Source organism: Paenisporosarcina quisquiliarum (assembly GCF_027563315.1).
GTDB classification, from domain to species: Bacteria; Bacillota; Bacilli; order Bacillales_A; family Planococcaceae; genus Paenisporosarcina; species Paenisporosarcina quisquiliarum.
This window is the reverse complement of sequence record NZ_JAMKBJ010000003.1, coordinates 196,962-217,151: the sequence shown is the minus strand read 5'-3', so window position 1 is coordinate 217,151 and position 20,190 is coordinate 196,962. Positions and strand designations below refer to the sequence as shown.

General features: G+C 41.4%; 14 protein-coding genes. 10 read left to right on the top strand and 4 right to left on the bottom strand.

Translation table 11 applies throughout. The annotated features are described in order from the left end of the window. Window positions 1-23 precede the first annotated feature (23 nt). From addB to M9R32_RS05265, 6 genes are all read left to right on the top strand, one after another. Window positions 24-3,518, top strand: a complete 3,495-nt coding sequence (gene addB / locus M9R32_RS05290; RefSeq protein ID WP_269925691.1) for a helicase-exonuclease AddAB subunit AddB — start codon at window positions 24-26, stop codon at window positions 3,516-3,518. Further along, window positions 3,502-7,224 (top strand): helicase-exonuclease AddAB subunit AddA, encoded by a 3,723-nt coding sequence (addA, locus tag M9R32_RS05285; RefSeq protein ID WP_269925690.1) that lies wholly within the window; start codon window positions 3,502-3,504, stop codon window positions 7,222-7,224. Before addB ends, addA begins: the two co-directional genes overlap by 17 nt. A 2-nt stretch (window positions 7,225-7,226) precedes the next feature. Beyond that, window positions 7,227-8,417, top strand: coding sequence for a DUF418 domain-containing protein (locus M9R32_RS05280; protein WP_269925689.1), 1,191 nt, complete (start codon window positions 7,227-7,229; stop codon window positions 8,415-8,417). Window positions 8,418-8,459: 42 nt separating this feature from the next. Continuing rightward, on the top strand, window positions 8,460-9,362 hold the full coding sequence (locus M9R32_RS05275; protein WP_269925688.1) for a fumarylacetoacetate hydrolase family protein: 903 nt from the start codon (window positions 8,460-8,462) through the stop codon (window positions 9,360-9,362). 102 nt (window positions 9,363-9,464) lie between these two features. Next, complete coding sequence (locus M9R32_RS05270; protein WP_269925687.1) at window positions 9,465-9,839, top strand: YisL family protein; 375 nt, start codon at window positions 9,465-9,467, stop codon at window positions 9,837-9,839. 298 nt (window positions 9,840-10,137) lie between these two features. Further along, window positions 10,138-11,595 carry an alpha-amylase family glycosyl hydrolase gene (locus M9R32_RS05265; protein ID WP_269925686.1) on the top strand — a complete coding sequence of 486 codons (1,458 nt, stop codon included), beginning with the start codon at window positions 10,138-10,140 and terminating at the stop codon, window positions 11,593-11,595. A 197-nt stretch (window positions 11,596-11,792) separates the two neighbouring features. Here M9R32_RS05265 and M9R32_RS05260 read toward each other — a convergent pair whose 3' ends face one another. The 3 genes from M9R32_RS05260 to M9R32_RS05250 are packed head-to-tail and all read right to left on the bottom strand — an operon-like array spanning window position 11,793 to window position 14,826. Continuing rightward, on the bottom strand, window positions 11,793-13,121 hold the full coding sequence (locus tag M9R32_RS05260) for a CoA-disulfide reductase (RefSeq protein WP_269925685.1): 1,329 nt from the start codon (window positions 13,119-13,121) through the stop codon (window positions 11,793-11,795). 18 nt (window positions 13,122-13,139) lie between these two features. After that, window positions 13,140-13,994 (bottom strand): DegV family protein, encoded by an 855-nt coding sequence (locus M9R32_RS05255; RefSeq protein ID WP_269925684.1) that lies wholly within the window; start codon window positions 13,992-13,994, stop codon window positions 13,140-13,142. 25 nt (window positions 13,995-14,019) lie between these two features. Next, window positions 14,020-14,826: a Cof-type HAD-IIB family hydrolase gene (locus M9R32_RS05250; RefSeq protein ID WP_269925683.1), complete on the bottom strand. Its 807-nt coding sequence runs from the start codon at window positions 14,824-14,826 to the stop codon at window positions 14,020-14,022. A gap of 137 nt (window positions 14,827-14,963) precedes the next feature. Between M9R32_RS05250 and M9R32_RS05245 the strand changes: the two genes are divergently transcribed. From M9R32_RS05245 to M9R32_RS05235, 3 genes are all read left to right on the top strand, one after another. Continuing rightward, complete coding sequence (locus M9R32_RS05245; protein WP_269925682.1) at window positions 14,964-15,737, top strand: prolyl oligopeptidase family serine peptidase; 774 nt, start codon at window positions 14,964-14,966, stop codon at window positions 15,735-15,737. A gap of 50 nt (window positions 15,738-15,787) precedes the next feature. Further along, the gene (locus M9R32_RS05240) at window positions 15,788-16,096 is read left to right on the top strand and encodes a metal-sulfur cluster assembly factor (protein ID WP_016428030.1); all 309 of its coding nucleotides are present in this window, start codon (window positions 15,788-15,790) and stop codon (window positions 16,094-16,096) included. Window positions 16,097-16,621: 525 nt separating this feature from the next. Further along, window positions 16,622-18,736: an ATP-dependent Clp protease ATP-binding subunit gene (locus M9R32_RS05235; RefSeq protein ID WP_269925681.1), complete on the top strand. Its 2,115-nt coding sequence runs from the start codon at window positions 16,622-16,624 to the stop codon at window positions 18,734-18,736. A gap of 56 nt (window positions 18,737-18,792) precedes the next feature. Here M9R32_RS05235 and M9R32_RS05230 read toward each other — a convergent pair whose 3' ends face one another. Then, window positions 18,793-18,981: a YjzD family protein gene (locus tag M9R32_RS05230; protein ID WP_269925680.1), complete on the bottom strand. Its 189-nt coding sequence runs from the start codon at window positions 18,979-18,981 to the stop codon at window positions 18,793-18,795. A 190-nt stretch (window positions 18,982-19,171) separates the two neighbouring features. On the opposite strand from M9R32_RS05230, the gene M9R32_RS05225 reads away from it, so the two are divergent. After that, window positions 19,172-20,107, top strand: a complete 936-nt coding sequence (locus tag M9R32_RS05225) for a beta-ketoacyl-ACP synthase III (RefSeq protein WP_269925679.1) — start codon at window positions 19,172-19,174, stop codon at window positions 20,105-20,107. Window positions 20,108-20,190: the final 83 nt, after the last annotated feature.

The following is a 20,190-nucleotide window of genomic DNA, read 5'->3' as shown; positions in this document are numbered from 1 at the left end:
TATTTTGTTAGGGGGACGTGCATGTGTCACTGCGATTAATTACAGGACGAGCGGGTGTTGGGAAATCCGAATTCATGCGACAGGAAGTATCTGAAAATGCATTAAGCAATCCACTGGGAACCCCTATATTTTTTGTGGTGCCTGACCAAATGTCATTTTCAACTGAATTTGCACTATCTTCTACAAAACATGCAAACGGCATCATCCGTACACAAGTCACTACATTCAAAAGATTAGCGTGGCGGGTTTTACAGGAAACTGGAGGAATCAGTCGACAAGAGATCAGTGGATTTGGCTATCGTATGTTGATTCGACGATTACTGGAAGAGCATAAGGAAGAATTCTCTTTGTTTAAACAAGCAGCTAATAAACGAGGTTTTACGAACCAAATGGAAATGCTGCTAAAGGAATTCACGCGTTATTGTCTTGACGGGACGACTTTACTTTCACTCGAACAATCTCTTAAACAATTAAATGCCCCTCGCACTTTACAAGATAAGTCCCATGACTTGTCAGTTTTGTTGCGTGCATTGGAAGAACGATTGGGTACCGCTTATATTGACAGTGAAGGTTACTATGCTTTGTTGTCGAAACAAATTGTTCAATCGGAACTGATTGCGGAAGCGGATATCTATATTGATGGATTTGTGACGATGACGAGCAGGGAGTACGAAATCATCGGCGAATTAATCAAGCATGCGAAACGAGTCACAATTGCACTGCCTTTAGATGATGAAACCAATGATTTGATGGATGAACAATCATTATTCCATAGTGCCGCAAGAACGGCAGAACGATTAAAGGAAATGGCAAGAACTGAATCCATTGCCATTGAACCCTCCGTTCATTTAAATGAAAACCAACGCTTTAAGACAAACGAGATTAAACATATTGAACAGACATTACATAGTTATCCCGCTCCCTCTATAGACGATCACAAGCATGTCCATGTGATTGAAGCAGATAGCAGGCGGGCTGAAATACATGCTGTTGCCAGACATATTCGAAGATTAGTTCGAGACGAGCAGTTCCGCTACCGCGACATTGCCATCCTATATCGTCAACCAGAAGTATATGATGAATTGATTGAAACTACATTTGCCCAATATGATATTCCCGTTTTTATCAACCGGAAAAAAGCTATGCTTCATCATCCTTTAGTTGAATTCAGTCGTTCAGCATTTGAAGCGGTATTGAATGACTTCCAATATGAGCCAATGTTCCGAGCAATCAAAACAGATTTGTTCTTCCCCTTGCAGGCGAACAAAAGAGTTTGGCGTGAACGCGCAGATCGCTTGGAGAATTTCGTCATTTCACAAGGGATTTATGGCGAACGATGGTCGGATGAACGTCGATGGCTCGTGAAGAAATACCGCGGACTTGAGTTTCATTCCAAAGTTCAAACAGATGAGGAACGTGCGATTCAAGCTGATATTACAGCAGTCCGGGATATCGTGCTAACCCCTCTACAACAATTTGCAAAGAAAATAGAGTCATGCGAGACAGGAAGAGATATTGCGCAAGCGCTGTTTGAATTAATGGAAGAATTGCAGATTTACGAAAAGCTGCAATTCTTGAAAGATCAAGAAAATGAACAAGGCCATCTTTTACTGGCGTCTGAACATGACCAAGCCTGGTCACAGTGGATCGATGTGTTGGATCAATTTGTCTTGATGTTCGGTGATGAAAAACTAACGCCGAAAGAAAGCTTGCTTCTACTGGAAGAAGGATTCGACACGTTGGAGTTTTCACGCATTCCGCCGTCTCTAGATCAAGTAACCGTCGCAACGGTGGATTTATCTCGATTGTCAGATATCCGGGCAGCATTTGTCATTGGTGTCAATGACGGGGTATTCCCAAAAAGACTGGAACAGGAAGGCTTGCTTTCGGATACGGAGCGGGAATGGTTTATGCAGATTGGATTTGAACTGGCACCGACATCCAAAATGCGTCTGATGGACGAATCCTATATGGCATACAGGGCGGTGACTACTGCTTCAGAGAAACTATTTGTATCCTATTCCGTTGCAGATGAAGAAGGCAAAGCCCTGCTTCCTTCGACGTACATCAAGCGACTGCAACAGTTGTTACCAAAAGTTGAAGTTGAACTGGCTGTCATAGACCCTGCTGTCTTAAAAGATAGCGCGGAACACTATATTCAGCATCCCCGAGCTACACTTCCTTTCCTAGCCACAAAGCTAAAGCAAGCGGCAACTGAAGGGGATCTTGAAGAAGAATGGCAAGCGGTGGCATCTTATTATAAAAATGATCCGTTTTGGCACAGTGTTTTTGAACGAATCATTCGACCTTTGACAAAGCCTACTGTCGCACAACGGCTGGACCGTCAAACGACAAATGCCTTATATGGGGACACGTTCACATCCAGTGTCTCGCGAGTCGAAAAATATTACAGTTGTCCGTTTGCGCATTTCGCAACATACGGTTTGCGTTTGGAGGAACGGGCAGAGTACCTTCTTGAAGCACCAGCTATCGGCGATTTATTCCATGCCGCTTTGAAATGGATTGCGGATGAAACGAAGCGTCTCGGATTGTCGTGGTCGCAGCTTTCAACAACTCAAGCCTGGGAACTGGCGAGACAAGCAGTAGAAGAGATTTCGCCATATTTCGTACATCAGATTTTACTCAGTTCGAAAAGATATCGCTATATTCAGCGTAAGCTTGTACAAATCTTGCAACGCACCATGACGACTTTGCGCGATCATGCGAGTGTCTCGACATTTGTTCCGATTGCAATTGAAGCAGGTTTTGGACCAGGAGAGGAATTACCGACACTGGAAATACCCTTGAAGAATGGCCATGCCATGAAAATGCGCGGACGCATTGATCGCGTGGATGCAGCGGTTGTTGAAGGCCAGCCATTTGTACGGATTGTGGATTATAAATCGTCCGCCAAAGGATTAGATTTGAACGATGTGTATTACGGTATATCGTTGCAGATGTTGACGTATTTAGACGTGGCAGTCAGTAACTCTGCCGTGTGGCTTGGTGAGGAAGCAAATCCGGCAGGTGTGTTATATCTTCATGTCCATAATCCGATGTTGAAATTGGCGAAAGAGCTTTCTGAGATGGATCTTGCTGAAGAAGTATTTAAGAAATACAAAATGCGAGGCTTGTTAATTGACGATGCCAAAGTTCTAAGTGAAATGGACACGGAAATAACAGGTACGTCAAAAGTAATTCCAGCCCGTATTAATAAAGATGGCTCTATTTCCAAGTCCTTTTCAAAAGTTGTATCTACGCAGGACATGGCAAATTTACGGACTTTTGTACGAAAAAAACATCAACAGGCGGGAGACGGTATGCTTGCAGGGGATACACGAGTATTACCTTACCGCATGAAAGATAAAACTGCCTGTGACTATTGTAATTTCCGCAGTGTGTGTCAGTTTGATCCGACTGATCCTGATCAGCACTACCGGAAACTGACAGTTGGTACACCGGAGGAAGTCACGCAACGAATTAAAGAGGAGGTCGCACCGGATGCTCATACCGACTAAACCACAAGATGTAACATGGACTGACGCCCAGTGGCGGGCCATTTTCGCAGAAGGGCGTGACATACTCGTTTCCGCTGCGGCAGGTTCAGGAAAAACAGCAGTACTGATTGAACGTTTGATTCAGAAGATGATTCGTGAAGACAATCCGATTGACGTGGATGAACTTTTGGTCGTGACGTTCACAAACGCTTCTGCTGCTGAAATGCGCCATCGTATGGCGGAAGCGCTGGAAAAAGCGCTTGTGAAAAATCCTTCTTCCAGTCATTTAAGAAGACAATTAAGTCTATTAAATAAAGCACAAATTTCGACACTTCATTCTTTTTGTCTATCCATCGTGAAACAGTATGCCTATGTTCTGGATTTGGACCCGGGATTCAGGCTGGCAAATGAAGCTGAATCAGCGCTAATCCGTGATGATGTATTGGCATTTGTATTGGAGTCGGCACATAAAGCAGAAAATCCGGAAGCGTTGTACCGACTTGTAGATAGTTTTACAACAGACCGAGACGACCAAATGATTGAAACGTTAATTGATAAATTATACGACGCAGCGAGTGTTCACCCGGAACCGAAAAAATGGTTGCAGTCAATTTCGCAAAGCTATGATGTTCCTGAGGAAATGAGTATTGATGATTTGCCATTTATCCCAGCGCTAAAACTGACGATTCAACATGCTTTAGAAGAAGCGTATGCCATGACGGAAGAAATCCGTCGATTGGCGTTGCTGCCAGCAGGTCCCGCTCCTTACGGGACTACAGTTGAACAAGATCAGCTCGTATTAGCTGAAGCGATTCGTCGAATTTCTTCACAAACATGGGAATCGGCTTTCGAGTATTTCCAAACTTTAAAATTTGCGACAGCGGCACGCATTCCAAAAGACACGTTTGACGACGAACTCGTTCAAAAAGCGAAAGATAAGCGCGATCAATTAAAGAAACGCGTCAATGGAGTGAAAGATGCCTATTTCACCCGTACCCCTGCACGATTACTGCAGGAAATGAGAATGATGCATCCGCTTCTTCAAACATTGGTGGACCTCACTTTAACTTATGGTGAGCAATACCGTTTGGCAAAAAGTGAGCGAGGTTTGGTCGACTTCTCGGATCTGGAGCATTTTGCTTTGCAAATATTGACGACGAAAGAAAATGATCAACTCGTTCCTTCAAGTACAGCGCAAGATATCATGATGCAGTACAAAGAAGTTTTGGTGGATGAATATCAGGATACAAACCGTTTACAGGAAACCATTTTACAAATTGTCAAAACAGGTACGGAAGCAAACGGCAATATGTTTATGGTCGGTGACGTTAAACAATCTATTTATCGTTTCCGATTAGCTGAACCGATGTTATTCCTGGAGAAGTACTTGAAGTTTACGACAGAAGCGTTGCATACGGGTGTGAAAATCGACTTGAATGCGAACTTCCGTAGCCGTAAGGAAGTGCTAGAAGGCACCAACTTTATTTTTTCTCAGATCATGGGGGAGCGCGTAGGGGAAATTGCGTATGATGATGCGGCGGCATTAAAAGCAGGAGCTCCTTACCCTGAGCAACCTGCGGCAGTTGAGCTCACCATACTGTCCCAGCAAAGTGAAGAAGATGAAGATGGTACCAGTGAAGAAGAAGAGATCAATGAAGAGATATTGGAATTGGATGAGTTGAAAAAATCCCAGTGGGAAGCCCGTTATATCATTCGTAAAATACGTTCATTAATGGATGGGAAAACGATGGTGGTGGACGCTTGGTCGAAACATGAACGACCACTTGAATACCGGGATATTGTCATACTGACGAGATCCATGACTTGGTCCGCAGACTTAACCGAAGAATTTAAGCAGGCAGGCATTCCATTATACGCAAACCTTTCAAAAGGATATTTTGACGCGCTGGAAGTAATGATTATGTTAAATACCCTGCGAATCGTCGATAATCCGTATCAGGATATACCACTGGCATCCGTTTTACGTGCACCGTTTGTGGGATTAACGGAAGCGGAACTTTCCCACATCCGTCTGTCAGCACCAAAAGAGCCATTTTATGAAGCACTCAAAAACTTCGTCCGGATGGGGGGCAGTGGGATTGCTTCCGAAACTGCTGAAAAACTGCAACGTTTCTTCCTTCATTATGAAGAATGGCGCGACTTGGCACGACGTGGTTCATTGGCAGATTTGATTTGGCGGATTTACATGGATACTCATTATTACGAAATGGTGGGTGCTATGCCTGGAGGAAAACAACGGCAAGCGAACTTAAGGGCATTGCATGATCGTGCATTGTCTTATGAAAAAACATCATTCCGCGGACTTTTCCGCTTTTTACGATTTATTGACCGAATGAAAAAACGTGGAGACGATCTCGGAACAGCACGAGCAATGAGTGAAAAAGAAAACGTCGTTCGTTTAATGACGATCCATTCCTCCAAAGGACTCGAGTTTCCGTTTGTATTCATTGCAGGTCTTGGCCGTGACTTCAATCAAATGGATTTCAATGAACTGTATTTATTTGATCAGACGTTCGGCTTGGCTGTAAAAGCAGTTGACCCTGAAAAGAGAATTTCCTACACATCGCTTCCATTTTTAGCGATGAAAGAGAAGAAGCAACTAGAGTTGAAGTCGGAAGAAATGCGGGTTCTCTACGTAGCAATGACACGAGCAAAAGAAAAGCTTATGCTCGTTGGAACTGTGAAAGATGCACAAAAATCAATCAGTAAATGGCAGGATATTGCCGCGTCAAGTGGAGATATGCTACCTGAATATGTTCGATCACGTGCAAAAGGATTCTTGGATTGGATTGGTCCTGCTGTAGCAAGACATAGTGATTTTGCTATATGGCAAGGACAGACGGATACCCATGCATTGGAACATCCTTCGAAATGGTCGTTTGAAACCATATACGTAGAAGAGCTGCGTGAACTGGATGCCTTCGGAACATCTTCAGAACTTACAGAGGAAGCTAATCAGATAGGTATTTCCCCGGAAATGATGGCTGAAGTGGAACGTCGGTTTAATGCGGTGTACGCCCACGAAAGATCTATTGCAAAACGTTCCAAGCAATCAGTAAGTGAACTGAAGCGAATCGATCAATTGAGAAAAGAAGAAGAGCCTGAATTTTTCAGGACGAGTGAAGTGCAACAAGCCATTTCAACTGTCTATAAACGACCTGCTTTCCTACAACAAGGTGAACGGAAGCTAACAAGTGCAGAAATCGGAACCGCAATGCATACCGCAATGCAACATCTTGATATCAATTTACAGCCGACGAAAGAAAAGATTGAATCATTTATTCAACTTCTGGAAGAACGGCAGTTATTGACCTCGAATGAAGCAAAAGCAATAAAATTAAATGCAATCGAAAGCTTCCTGCATTCCCCGATTGCAGAGCGATTGCGTCATTCTTCCGATATTCTACGTGAAGTACCTTTTACGTATGGCATGAAAGATGAAGACGAGGAGATTCAAATTTTACAGGGGATTGCGGACTGTTTATTCCAGGAAGACGATGGTCATTGGGTTTTGCTTGACTATAAGACCGACCGAATTAAAGGAGTCTTCCATAACGACTCTTCAATTTTACGGGAAATGCAGCATCGTTATGGATTGCAGCTGTCGCTTTATCAAAAAGCGATAGAAAACATTCTTTCAATTACCATCAAAGAAAAAGTTTTATATTTGTTTGACTCGAATCAAACAATCGTATTGGAGGATTGAAAGTGAATATAAGACCAACTGAATTACAGGACCGGGTAGTCGCAATCGATTTGATGCGCGGCTTCTCGCTTCTTGGGATTTTTATCGTGAATATGCTGGCATTCCATTCACCGTATTACTACATAAATCCATACACTTGGTTTACAAATCTGAGTGATAAACAAACGTTTCAATGGATCGATGTTATGTTGCAGGGAAGTGTCTATCCTTTATTTTCTATTTTATTTGGCTATGGATTAATGATGCAATTTCTGAAATCACAGCAACGAGGCGTTTCGTTTTTACGTATTGGGATACGTAGGCTAATTATATTATTGGGTATCGGAATTCTGCATGCTTTTCTGATCTGGTCAGGTGATATATTAATCAGCTATGCAGTGTGTGGATTTATTGTCATTTTGTTATTACGGCTTTCAAGCACATGGCTACTGGTTGTTGCTTTGCCACTTTACCTAATACCGAATTTGGGACTTGCATTCATTAGCTATTTGGTTGCCCAGTCAGGTCAAGTATTTTATGCCGGTGTGCAGGAAATTGAATCGTCTATTAAGGCTTTTGCTACTGGAAGCTGGACAGATATCTTTAGTCAAAGGGCGGCCGACTGGAGCTATGCCAATATAGAATCCGGGTCGTTGTTTTTAATCTTCATTACGATTTTCCCTTATATGCTTATAGGAGCAGCAGCGGCTAAAGCTAAATTGATTGAGCGCACATCAGACAAGAAAATGTTTTGGACTATATTAACGGTGGTTGCACTAGCGGCTGGTTATTCCATAAAAGTACTGCCTTTTACATCTGGAGCGGACTTTTTCACAATGTTTGTCCAGGATATTTTCGGAGGGCCGCTTGTGGCAATCGGGTATGCAGGATTAATAACGCTAATTTGCCAAGTGACTGTGTTCCGTAAGCTATTGATGCCGGTTGCAAAAGTGGGCAGAATGTCCATGACGACCTATCTCACACAGTCCGTCATTGCCACTACCATCTTTTATTCATACGGATTCGGGTTATATGGCAAAATGGATGTCCTGACTGGGACATGGCTCGCAGTCGGAATCTTTATTCTTCAGATAATTTTTGCCGAAATCTGGTTTACTAAATTTAAGCAGGGTCCGATTGAAATGATTTGGAAAAGAGCTACCTACGGAAAAATAAATAAAAAAACGGATGAAAATCCTGTCGAAATATCGTAGACTGAATTTAACAAAATTTCATTACAGAAGGAGTGTCAGTATATGAAAATCGTGTCATATCGCTATGAAGGTAAAATTTGTTTCGGTCCTAAGGTGAAAAAAGAAGAAGCCGTGTGGGACGTTTTAGCGATACAAGAGACGCTCCAAGTATTACCTGCTTTTCCTCAAACAATAATTGAAGGAATTGCAAATGGAATGGATTTTGTTGAGCAGATGCGGAAATTGGCAGATGCTGCATTAAAGTCGGAAGAGCCGAATCAATTCAAACGTGCATTCTCAAGCATTGAATGGTTATCACCAATTCCCCGTACACCGAAAAATATCTTTGGAGTTGGACGAAACTATGCTGAGCATGCCAAAGAAATGGGATCAGAAGCGGCACCTGAACATCTAATGATTTTCACAAAATCACCGACAACGATTGCAGCTGATGAAGAAACATTGCCCGTTCATGCGGATGTCACTTCTTCGTATGATTATGAAGGGGAACTGGCTGTTGTCATCAGTAAAAAAGGCGATAACATCCCTAAAAAATTAGCGTATGACCATGTTTTTGGGTATACGATTGCGAACGATTTGACTGCACGTGATTTACAAAAGAAACACCAACAATTTTTCCTTGGCAAGAGCTTAAAAGGTTCATGTCCAATGGGACCATATTTAGTAACGAAAGACGAACTGCCAAATCCGCAGAACCTAACTGTTGTTACGAAGGTAAACGATGAAGTTCGCCAAAATGGACGTACAGATGATATGATTTTTCCTGTTGAAGAATTGATTGCTCAAATATCAGCATTGGTTACGATTGAACCTGGCGACGTAATTTTGACAGGTACTCCATCCGGTGTAGGAAAAGGCTTTAATCCACCTAAATTTTTGGCAGCCGGTGATACGGTGAAAGTTTCGGTCGAAGGGATCGGGACGTTGGTAAACCGATTTAAGTGAAGAATTTCTTAATTAGAATTGAATCTAGTGACTAAAAGAGTTTGTTAAGTCACGAGATATGATACGATAGAATCGAATGATTAATTAGATGAGGTGACGATTTTGGATTTTTTAGCTAGCACACACTTACACATTACTTCTTGGGTAGTAGGCATCATCTTGTTCTTTGTCGCAGTATTACTTGTAAACGGCAGCAAAGGGCAAAAAATTACACAGATGGTGTTACGATTATTTTACGTTTTCATCATTTTGACAGGTGTAGCATTATTCATCACAGGCATGGACTTCGATATGGGCATGCTTTACGGATTTAAATTGCTTGGTGGAATCGTAATCATCGGAATGATGGAAATGATTTTGGCTCGCATGAAAAAACAAAAGCCAACAACCATGTTTTGGGTATTACTATTCGTTTTCTTGTTTATCACAATGTTCCTAGGGTTCAAATTACCTTTAGGAAGCAGCTTCTTAGCTTAAACTAAATTAAGCCACTTTCCTTCATTTAATTGAAGGCAAGTGGTTTTTTTGTTGCGAGATTTAGTAGGAGAATATGGAAAATTAGTTGGAGGAATTTGAGATTTAGTCGGAGAGTTTGAGCATTTTGTTAGACAATCAGCCAATTTAGTTGGAAACGAGTTGCATGTAGGCTACTTCAGCACACCCATGACTTTTCACAGTTTTGACGTAAATCAAAGTTAATTCTTTGCTAATCATGGCGAGCCTAAGTTCGGTTTGATAAAATAACGTAGGAAGATTCGTTAGAGGAGGACCTCACGTGAAAAAAGAAAAATGGATTCGGGCGACAATGGCATTAACCATCCTGATTGGTTTGATTGCGCCGCTAACCACTCAAGCAGCTTCAAGAGAAAGCATTCAAGATGAAAGTATATACGATTTATTGGTGGACCGATATTTCAATAAAACGATTGAAAACGATTTCGAAGTCAATACAAGAGAGCCAAGTGCATTCGCAGGCGGAGACTTTATGGGTGTGGTGGAAAAACTCGATCACATTCAAGAAATGGGCTTTTCGATGGTTTCACTGGGACCAGTCTTTTCAACCGAGACTTACGACGGGAAACGTGTTTTGGATTATGGTCAATTAGAACGTCATTTTGGGACGTCAGAAGAATTGAAAACACTGATCGATAAAGCGAATAAAAAGAATATAGGGGTCGTGGTTGATTTCCCGCTCCAGCAAGTAAGTTCGAAACACATTTGGGCAACTGATCAGGACAAGGCTTCGTGGGTTATTTCAAATGAAAATGGGACCGTTTCATGGGATTTGACTAATAAGGATGCTCAACAAGCTGTAGAAAAAGCGGCTTTAGATTTTGTAAAACAATATAACGTCGACGGTCTGCGTTTGACAGGAATTGATGGAATAGACAAGGCATTTTTAAATTCTTTGATCGAGAAGCTTAAAACAGAAAATGATAAGTTATATGTGCTTGCTCTCGAATCAAGTGATGCAAATTTTGATGCGCAAGTTGCCAGTGGCCAAGAAGATTTGTATCGCAATATTTTCAAAAATGTAGATCTGGATACGGCGAAATTGCCACAGTTTTCGACAGATAAACCTGTTATGCAGCAAATAGATTCAATTAATACCAAGCGATTCACAGCCAATGCGGCTGAAGAAAATATGTTTCCTCCGACACGTTGGAAAATGGCCATGGCGACTTTGTTATCCATGCCTGGTATTCCGGTTATGACATACGGTTCCGAAATTGCTGTTAACGGCGATAAGCCACCAGCTTCTCACCCAATCCTGGATTTTAATACGGATGAAGAGCTAATTGAATTTATCGGAGATGTGCATTCATTGAGAAATGATTCAGCAGCACTTCGAACCGGTAAAATGGATATGTTATATAACGAAGCAGGACTCATGGTTTATGAACGTTCCAATGACGAAGAAACATGGATCGTCGCCATCAACAACACTGGTGGCACTCAGAGCTTTGATATCCCTCGTGAAGTGATTGGTGACAAGAAAGAACTTCGAGGTTTATTTGAAGGAGACATTTTGCGTCAACGAGATGATGGCAACTATCGACTTGTAGTCGACAGAGAAATTGCCGAATTTTATAACGTGACGAATCATAAAGGAATCAATAAAGGCTACTTAGCAGCTCTTGCCTTGGTCTACATTCTGTTTATGACCTTTATATATCTGGTTTGGCGTAAAGGAAAGCAACGCAAGGCAGAGGAAATGAAGAATAGTCGATAAATGAGGATGAAATTACCTTAACGTGATTAGAACGTGGGTAAACTTGAATAGATTTGTTTGGGACAGCTGCGGCCGCAGCTGTCCATTTTTTTTTAGGAACGCGAATAGACCATCACAAAAATGCGGATAGCCCCCGGACAATCACATCAGAACAAAACAAAAATCGCCTGAGACTATTTAAAGTCTCAAGCGATTTTTTATTTAGCCCGGTAACCGACCATATTCACTGGATCTTTCGGTGAAGAATAGGGAGGGGCGTAGGCAAGTTCTAAAGCTTGTAAATCATCGACTGTCAGGCCAGCATAAATGGCTGTGGATAGTACATCAATTCGTTTATCGATGCCTTTTCCTCCAACTGCTTGTGCTCCCAATACTTTACGGGACAGAGAATCATAATGAACTTTCAAGTAAACTTTTGCATGGTCTGGATAATAACCAGCATTGGATTTAGATTTTTGAGTAATTGTTTTAAACTCAAAAGAGCTATCCTTCAATGTTTTTTCATTCAAACCCGTAAGCGCCACATCTAGTGAAAATACTTTGCAAATGGCTGTACCAAGTAAGCCTTTGAACGGAATTTGTTCTCCGGTAATATGCTTCGCTACAATGAATGCTTGACGATGGGCAGGCCACGCAAGTGGAACTCGTTTGGCATCGCCGGTGATGAAATCTTTGTTTTCTGCCGCATCTCCAATTGTGTAAATCGAAGAATCATTCGTCTGCAAAAATTCGTTTGTGATGATTCCACCTGTATCACCAATGATTAGACCGGCGTCTTTCGCCAATTTTGTACTTGGTGATACACCTATGCTCATGAGAATGAAATCAGCTTCTAACGTTTCGCCTGAATCGAGGCTGATTTTAGAATCGTTTACATTAGTAATGAAATTATCTTTAAATATTCGTACACCGTGATCACTTAATTCTTTTTCCACTAGGGCAGAGCAATCCACGTCCAAGATATTCATGACTTGTGGGGACTTTTCGACAATGGATACATTCAAACCGATCTCAACTAGATTTTCGGCCATTTCTACTCCGATGAATCCAGCACCTACAATGACACAGCTTTTGGGTTTTTCAGTTGCTAGATAATGATTGATTTTTTTCATGTCATTGAAGTTGCGTAACGTGAACATAGTCGCGCTTTCCATGCCAGGTGTTTCAGGAACAATCGGCGTCCCACCTGGAGAAAGGATAAGAAAATCATATGATTCATTAAAAGATTGCTGGGTCTCCAAATTCAAGACTTCTACTGACTTGAGCTGGCGATTAATTTTCGTGACACGATGCTTCAGGAAAACATCTATATTGCGCTCGGTCTTGAATTCATCAGGAGTTGCTGCAATTAAATGTTCAGGGTCAGAAATTTTGCCCCCGATAACATACGGCATACCACACGCCCCGTAGGACATCGTATCATCCTGATCGAATACGACAATTTGCGCTTCTTTATCATAATAACGAATTTGGGAAGCGACAGTAGCGCCACCTGCAACTGCACCAACGATCACGATTTTCTTCATGTTTATTCGCTCCGTTTCTTAGGCCTGAATCTGATTAGAAAAGAACAAAGCTAACGCGCCTGGTCCAGTATGAGCACCAATGGCAGATCCAATCATGTGAATTTCAACTTGTTTAGGTTGGAATGTCTCTTCAATCATTGCCTTCATCTCCAAGGCAAATGCTTCATCATCCCCATGACTGATTGCGATGGTTTGCTCATGTAAACGCTCACCACGTTCTTCCATAAGTTCAAGAATTCGTTTCATGACTTTTTTACGGCCTCTTAATTTTTCAATCGGTACCAGTTTACCCTGTTCCATGTGAAGAAGAGGTTTAATATTTAATAACCCGCCAATAACTGCGCTTGTTTTCGACACTCGTCCGCCACGAGCCATATAATCCAAGTCTTCAACTGTAAACAAATGTTCCGTATTTAGTGCTTTAAAACGAATGATTTCGACAATGCGTTCAAGTGGTTCACCTAATTTTCTAAGGCGAACGGCTTCTTTTACTAGCAACCCATATCCCAGTGATGCACACTTCGAGTCAATGATGGTTAGTTTAAGCTCGGGATATTCTTCTTTTACCTGATCACGAATCATGACGGCGGTATTGTGTGTTCCAGATAGCTCGGAAGAAAAAGCAATATACAATCCTTCCTCGCCCGATTTCGCCAGTTCTTCAAAAAACGTTAAAAATTGCTCTGGTGAGGCTTGTGAGGTTTTTGGTTGCTTACCTTGGCGAATTTCAGCATAAACTTGAGTTGAATCGATTGTCATAACGTCCAAGTATTCAGCATCATCAATGTGCACGCGTAAAGGAATCAGCGTGACCTGATTTGTTTCATAAAAAGATTTCGGTAAATCGCAAGCACTGTCTGCAAATATTCTCATTTGTATCCCCCTGAATCATCTATTTCTATAAGTTTAAACGTTCCTGTAAGAACTCCGCAATCCCATCGTCATTATTTGAAGATGTTACTTCATTAGCGATGTTTTTCAGTTGCGCAATAGCATTTCCCATAGCTACGCCTGTTCCGGCATAATCCAGCATCTCTAGGTCATTGTCTTCGTCACCGAATGCAATGATCCGTTCCTGTGGAATATTCAAGTGTTTCGATACATGAGAAATACCTACAGCTTTATTAAGACCACTACGCACAATCTCAATAACATGCCATGGTGCGCCCCAACGTCTGTGGTCAATCACTTCTGCATGAACGTCATGCAAGTGTTGGCGAATCGCAGGAACTTCATGTTCTTCTGCATGAATAAGTAAGCTAGTCGGGTCAGACTTTAAATAATTTCGTATATCCCCGGTTGTAACTTGGGGTTTTCCAAAGCTGAAGATATCGAGCAATTTTTCATCATGGTAATGCAAATAAACATCATCCATCACTTCGGCAATGATATTGTGAAATTTATAATCATGAACGGCATCAATTACTTCGTTGACGACTTTTAAGTTTATGGGTTCATGAATCGGTTTCCATGTATGATCAGTGGGGTGATGAACAAATGCACCATTAAAATTAACGATTGGTGTTTGCATTTTTAATTGGTGGTAATAAACTTCACTGGCACGGTATGGTCGACCAGTCGCAATCATAATTTCATGACCTTTTTCTTTTGCTTTAAATAACGTATGTAAAGTCTTTTCAGAAATGACTTTTTCATCGGTTAATAACGTTCCATCCAAATCCAAAACGATTAAATGAGGTTGCATAATAAAAGACTCCTTTCCTACTATAGTAAAGTGTATCGTCATGGACATCCATTAGTCAAAAAAATCCAACTTCGTTTTTGAACTTTTTGATTTGTTTTGCTACGATAACAAGTATTAGATAAAAAGGAAGTGGCAAAGTGAACGTTGAAAATGAGCGGTGGGGACAAATTCCACTATTACATGTATATAAAGAATCGATTCGGGAACAACAAGTTCCAGTCGTGATTTTTCTTCATGGCTTCACGAGTGCAAAAGAACATAACTTACATTATGCCTATCAATTGGCTGAAAAAGGTTTTCGTGTCTTACTACCGGATGCGCATTTGCATGGCGAAAGACAGGAAAATCTCGATGAAGTTCAATTGTCACTACGCTTCTGGGAAATAGTATTAACTTCTATAGAAGAAGTAGCTATGATAAGAGAACAGTTAATTGAACGAAATTTAATGAAGGATCAAACAAAAATAGGGTTAGCCGGAACATCAATGGGGGCCATTGAAACACTTGGATGTCTAAATGTCTATCCGTGGATTGACACCGCTGCCGTGATGATGGGTTCTCCGGGTTACGTACATTTAGCGAAGGCACAGATGGCACAATATGAAGCAAGAGGCTTTAAATTACCAGTGACTGATGTGGAACGTAAGCAAATGTTTGAGACACTAAGTAAATTTGATATTACGTTAAACCCGAGTGCATTGAATGGACGACCAGTATTCTTCTGGCATGGGATTCAAGATAATGTGGTCCCATATGAACCGACATTTAACTTCTTCAACGCATTGAGAGAATCCTATGATCATGACCCTGAACGTTTCCAGTTTATGACGGATAAATCAGCAGGACATGCTGTTTCAAGACAAGGTATGTTGGAATCAACCAATTTCATGGCTCACTATTTGTCTGAATAAGCTGCATTTGTTATGATGAACATATATGTTAGGTAGAGAGGGGGATGAACATGGATCAAGATATGCGCGACAGCATGATGGGTGCACTAGAAAATGTTATCGACCCGGAACTTGGTATTGATATTGTCAACCTTGGCCTTGTCTACGATGTAGATTTATCGGAAGATGGATTTGCCGTTGTGACAATGACTTTAACATCACTTGGTTGTCCAATGGGCCCAATGATTGTTGACCAAGTTAAAACTGCATTATACGAATTACCAGAAGTTAAGGAAGTCGATGTCAATATTGTGTGGACTCCAGGCTGGTCAAAAGACAATATGTCCCGCTACGCAAAAATGGCACTCGGTGTCAGATAATGATTTCCTATTCAATCACTCACTACAATAGTGAGTGGTTTTTTATTTGGAGGAGATTAATCAATTAATAGGTGGATAATAGTACGCCAAATAAACATGGTTTTAGCCCAATTAATGATTGAGTTATCCCAAATAAACGATGTGCACCCCCAAATAAAACTCCAGTTACCCCATTTAAAGATTGGGTTACACCAGATAAACGCCGATCTCCAAATAAACCTCAAGTTACCCCAAATAAACACCGCTCCCCAAATAAAGCTCAAGTTACCCCAAATAAAGCTCAAGTTACCCCAAATAAACGTTGTCCAACCCCAAATAAATCTAAAGTTACCCCAAATAAACGTTGTCCAACCCCAAATAAATCTAAAGTTACCCCATTTAAACTCCGTCCAACCCCAATTAAACCCTAACTCACCCCGTTTAATTCATCCCACACTCCATGCACATTTCTTTACAATATTCCTCCCGACATCCTATAATAAAATCAATTAGTCAAAAAAGGTCAAACAAAGGAGTGACATGCTTATGCAACAGCAACAAGAACAAAAAAGACCACTGGAACTATATGGTCGTAACTTAGTGGAACAGGCTCGAAAAGGGAACATGGATCCTGTGATCGGACGTGATCAGGAAATCAGACATGTGATTCGTATTCTTTCCAGAAAAACAAAAAACAATCCAGTCCTAATAGGTGAACCGGGTGTTGGGAAAACAGCTATTGTCGAGGGATTGGCACAACGTATCGTACGCAAAGATGTACCAGAGGGATTGAAAGAACGAGATATTTATGAACTGGATATGAGTTCATTGATAGCAGGTGCTAAATATCGTGGTGAGTTTGAGGAACGTTTAAAAGCTGTGTTAAAAGAAGTCAAAGATAGTGAAGGGCGTATCATTCTGTTCATAGATGAGATTCACACCATTGTCGGTGCTGGAAAGACAGAAGGTGCAATGGACGCAGGGAATATGTTGAAACCGATGCTGGCACGTGGTGAATTGCATTGTATCGGAGCAACGACGCTTGATGAATACCGTATGTACATTGAAAAAGATCCTGCACTGGAGCGACGTTTCCAACAAGTATTGGTAAGGGAGCCGTCAGTTGAAGATACGGTTTCGATTTTACGTGGACTGAAAGAACGTTTTGAATTGCATCATGCCGTACGGATTCATGACCGGGCCATTGTAGCGGCTGCACAACTGTCTGACCGATATTTAACTGAACGCTTTTTACCTGATAAAGCAATCGATTTAGTGGATGAAGCATGTGCAATGATTCGCACAGAAATTGATTCGATGCCGCAGGAACTGGATGAAGTGACACGAAGAATGATGCAATTGGAAATCGAAGAGCAAGCATTGATGAAAGAAAAAGATCAAGCTAGTCAACAGCGGTTATCAAAATTACGCGATGAACTCGATGCGTTAAAAACCTCAACAGAGTCCATGCGAAATCAATGGTCCACAGAAAAAGAGTCTCTGCAGCATATTCAAAAGAAGCGTGAACTTTTGGATAGTTACCGTAGAGATCTGGAACTGGCGGAAAATAATTATGACTTAAATAAAGCTGCTGAACTTCGTCATGGTAAAATACCAACGCTCGAAAAAGAAATCGCCACTCTAGAGTCTGCGCTTGAATCGACTTCGGAAAATCGATTACTTCGTGAAGAAGTGACTTCGGAAGAAATTGCTTCTATCGTATCCCGTTGGACAGGAATTCCAGTGACGAAACTTGTCGAAGGAGAAAGAGATAAGCTTCTCAGACTGAAGGAAACATTACAGGAACGTGTAGTGGGGCAGGATCAGGCTGTCCAATTTGTAACGGAAGCAGTTTGGCGTGCACGAGCTGGTATTAAGGATCCTACAAAACCAATTGGCTCATTTTTATTCCTTGGTCCAACTGGTGTAGGAAAAACAGAGCTTGCGAAGGCTTTAGCTGCTAATTTATTTGATTCTGAAGATCATTTTATTCGTATTGATATGTCGGAATATATGGAGAAACATAGTGTTTCGCGCCTTGTTGGGGCACCTCCAGGATACGTCGGCTATGAAGAAGGCGGACAATTAACGGAAATGGTAAGACGTAATCCATACTCAGTGGTTTTGCTCGATGAAATTGAAAAGGCACATCCGGATGTAGCGAATATTTTACTGCAATTATTGGATGATGGACGCATTACAGATAGTCAGGGACGACTTGTCAACTTCGCTAATACAGTTGTGATTCTGACTTCGAATATTGGATCACAGTATTTGTTGGATGATACAGAGCAAGCCGAAACATTGGTGATGACAGCACTTCGAACACATTTCAAACCAGAGTTATTGAACCGCATGGACGAAATTGTCTTGTTCCATTCTTTAAAAGGTTCACACTTTACTTCAATTACTGAAAAGTATTTGGCACAATTAGCAAAACGTTTGAAAGAGCAAGAAGTCACAATTACATTCTCGCAGACATTGATTGATTGGGTGGTCAATGAGGGAACCGATGCGGCATTTGGTGCACGTCCGTTGCGTCGCTTCATTCAGCGACACGTACAAACCGCTGTAGCAAAAGCGCTCCTCGGTGGGAGTTTGACGCCGGGAAGCACGGTTGAAGTAACTGTTGAAAATGGGGAAGTCAACGTAAAACAATAAAAAAACGGAGTCTCTGATGTGAAAGCTTCAGAGACTCCGTTTTTTACTTTGTTAAATTAGTGATGATCATGAGTTACTGGATCGTTTGGAATAATTGCAGAAATCAAGAAGATAAGTGCTGCAAATCCAAGTGAAAGAATGGCACCCAATTCAAAGTTGAATGGCACTGCCGCTACTGAGCTAACTACATAGTTCAGCATTGTAACAAGTAGAAATGACCAAATTAATGCAATGACAAATTTCATGTTGTTTCACCTCTGGACAGACTATTTACTTCTACCATCATATCACAAGAGCAGAATGGGACAAAGAATCTTTTGGCGAACATACACGAAGTTTGGCAAATTCGTGACGATGAGTTGATATTTCATGTTTGATTCGTTATGATTATCACCAGGTACTAATATAAGATAACAAGCGAAATGAGGGTGTCTAATGAGTGTGGGGATTATCGGCTTAGGAAGATATATGCCAGAACGGGTTGTCACAAACTTTGATTTGGAAAAACAAATGGATACAACCGATGAATGGATTCGAACTCGCACTGGTATAGAAGAGAGAAGATTTGCGGACGATGATGTGAATACATCAGATATGGCTTACGAAGCAGCAAAACAAGCGATAGAAGACGCTGATATAGAAGCACATCAAATTGGTCTGATTTTAGTGGCTACGGTTACGCCAGATATGCCTTTTCCGACTGTTGCCACGATGATTCAGGAAAAACTCGGTGCAAAGAATGCGGCTGCAATGGATATTTCGGCGGCGTGTGCTGGTTTTATGTACGGTGTCATTACAGCTAAGCAGTTTGTTGAAACTGGTGTCTACCCGTACGTTCTTGTTGTGGGCGTTGAAAAACTATCAAAGATTACGAACTTTGAAGACCGCAATACAGCTGTCTTATTTGGAGACGGTGCCGGAGCTGCTATCATTGGTCAAGTTTCTGAAGGCAGAGGTATTTTATCGTTCGAACTTGGTGCAGACGGCTCTGGTGGAAAACATTTATTCCAAGACGGACCTTATCTTGAAATGAATGGTCGTGAGGTATATAAATTTGCTGTCCGTCAAATGGGGGAATCTGCAGAGAATGTTATTGACAAAGCTGGCCTGACTAAAGACGAAGTCGATTTCCTGGTGCCTCATCAAGCGAATATTCGAATTATGGAAGCATCAAGACAGCGATTAGGATTACCTGAAGAGAAAATGTCCAAAACCATAAACCAATTTGGGAACACTTCCGCTGCATCCATACCAATCTCTCTAAAAGAAGATATTTTAGCAGGAAGAGTGAAAGATGATGATGTTGTGGTTCTTGTTGGATTTGGCGGCGGTTTAACATGGGGGGCCATTTGTTTAAAATGGGGAAGATAGTGTTTTTCTGAAGGACTGTCCATTGGAGTGGATTCAACCCTATTATTCGAATGGAATGTTAGACAGCTAATCTTAAATAAATT

Bases quoted from the DNA above. Each gene is read 5' to 3' on its own strand.
- addA (WP_269925690.1), top strand. From the start codon at position 3,502: ATGCTCATACCGACTAAACCACAAGATGTAACATGGACTGACGCCCAG.
- M9R32_RS05275 (WP_269925688.1), top strand. From the start codon at position 8,460: ATGAAAATCGTGTCATATCGCTATGAAGGTAAAATTTGTTTCGGTCCT.
- M9R32_RS05260 (WP_269925685.1), bottom strand. From the start codon at position 13,121: ATGAAGAAAATCGTGATCGTTGGTGCAGTTGCAGGTGGCGCTACTGTC.
- M9R32_RS05255 (WP_269925684.1), bottom strand. From the start codon at position 13,994: ATGAGAATATTTGCAGACAGTGCTTGCGATTTACCGAAATCTTTTTAT.
- M9R32_RS05250 (WP_269925683.1), bottom strand. From the start codon at position 14,826: ATGCAACCTCATTTAATCGTTTTGGATTTGGATGGAACGTTATTAACC.
- M9R32_RS05240 (WP_016428030.1), top strand. From the start codon at position 15,788: ATGGATCAAGATATGCGCGACAGCATGATGGGTGCACTAGAAAATGTT.
- M9R32_RS05235 (WP_269925681.1), top strand. From the start codon at position 16,622: ATGCAACAGCAACAAGAACAAAAAAGACCACTGGAACTATATGGTCGT.
- M9R32_RS05230 (WP_269925680.1), bottom strand. From the start codon at position 18,981: ATGAAATTTGTCATTGCATTAATTTGGTCATTTCTACTTGTTACAATG.
- M9R32_RS05225 (WP_269925679.1), top strand. From the start codon at position 19,172: ATGAGTGTGGGGATTATCGGCTTAGGAAGATATATGCCAGAACGGGTT.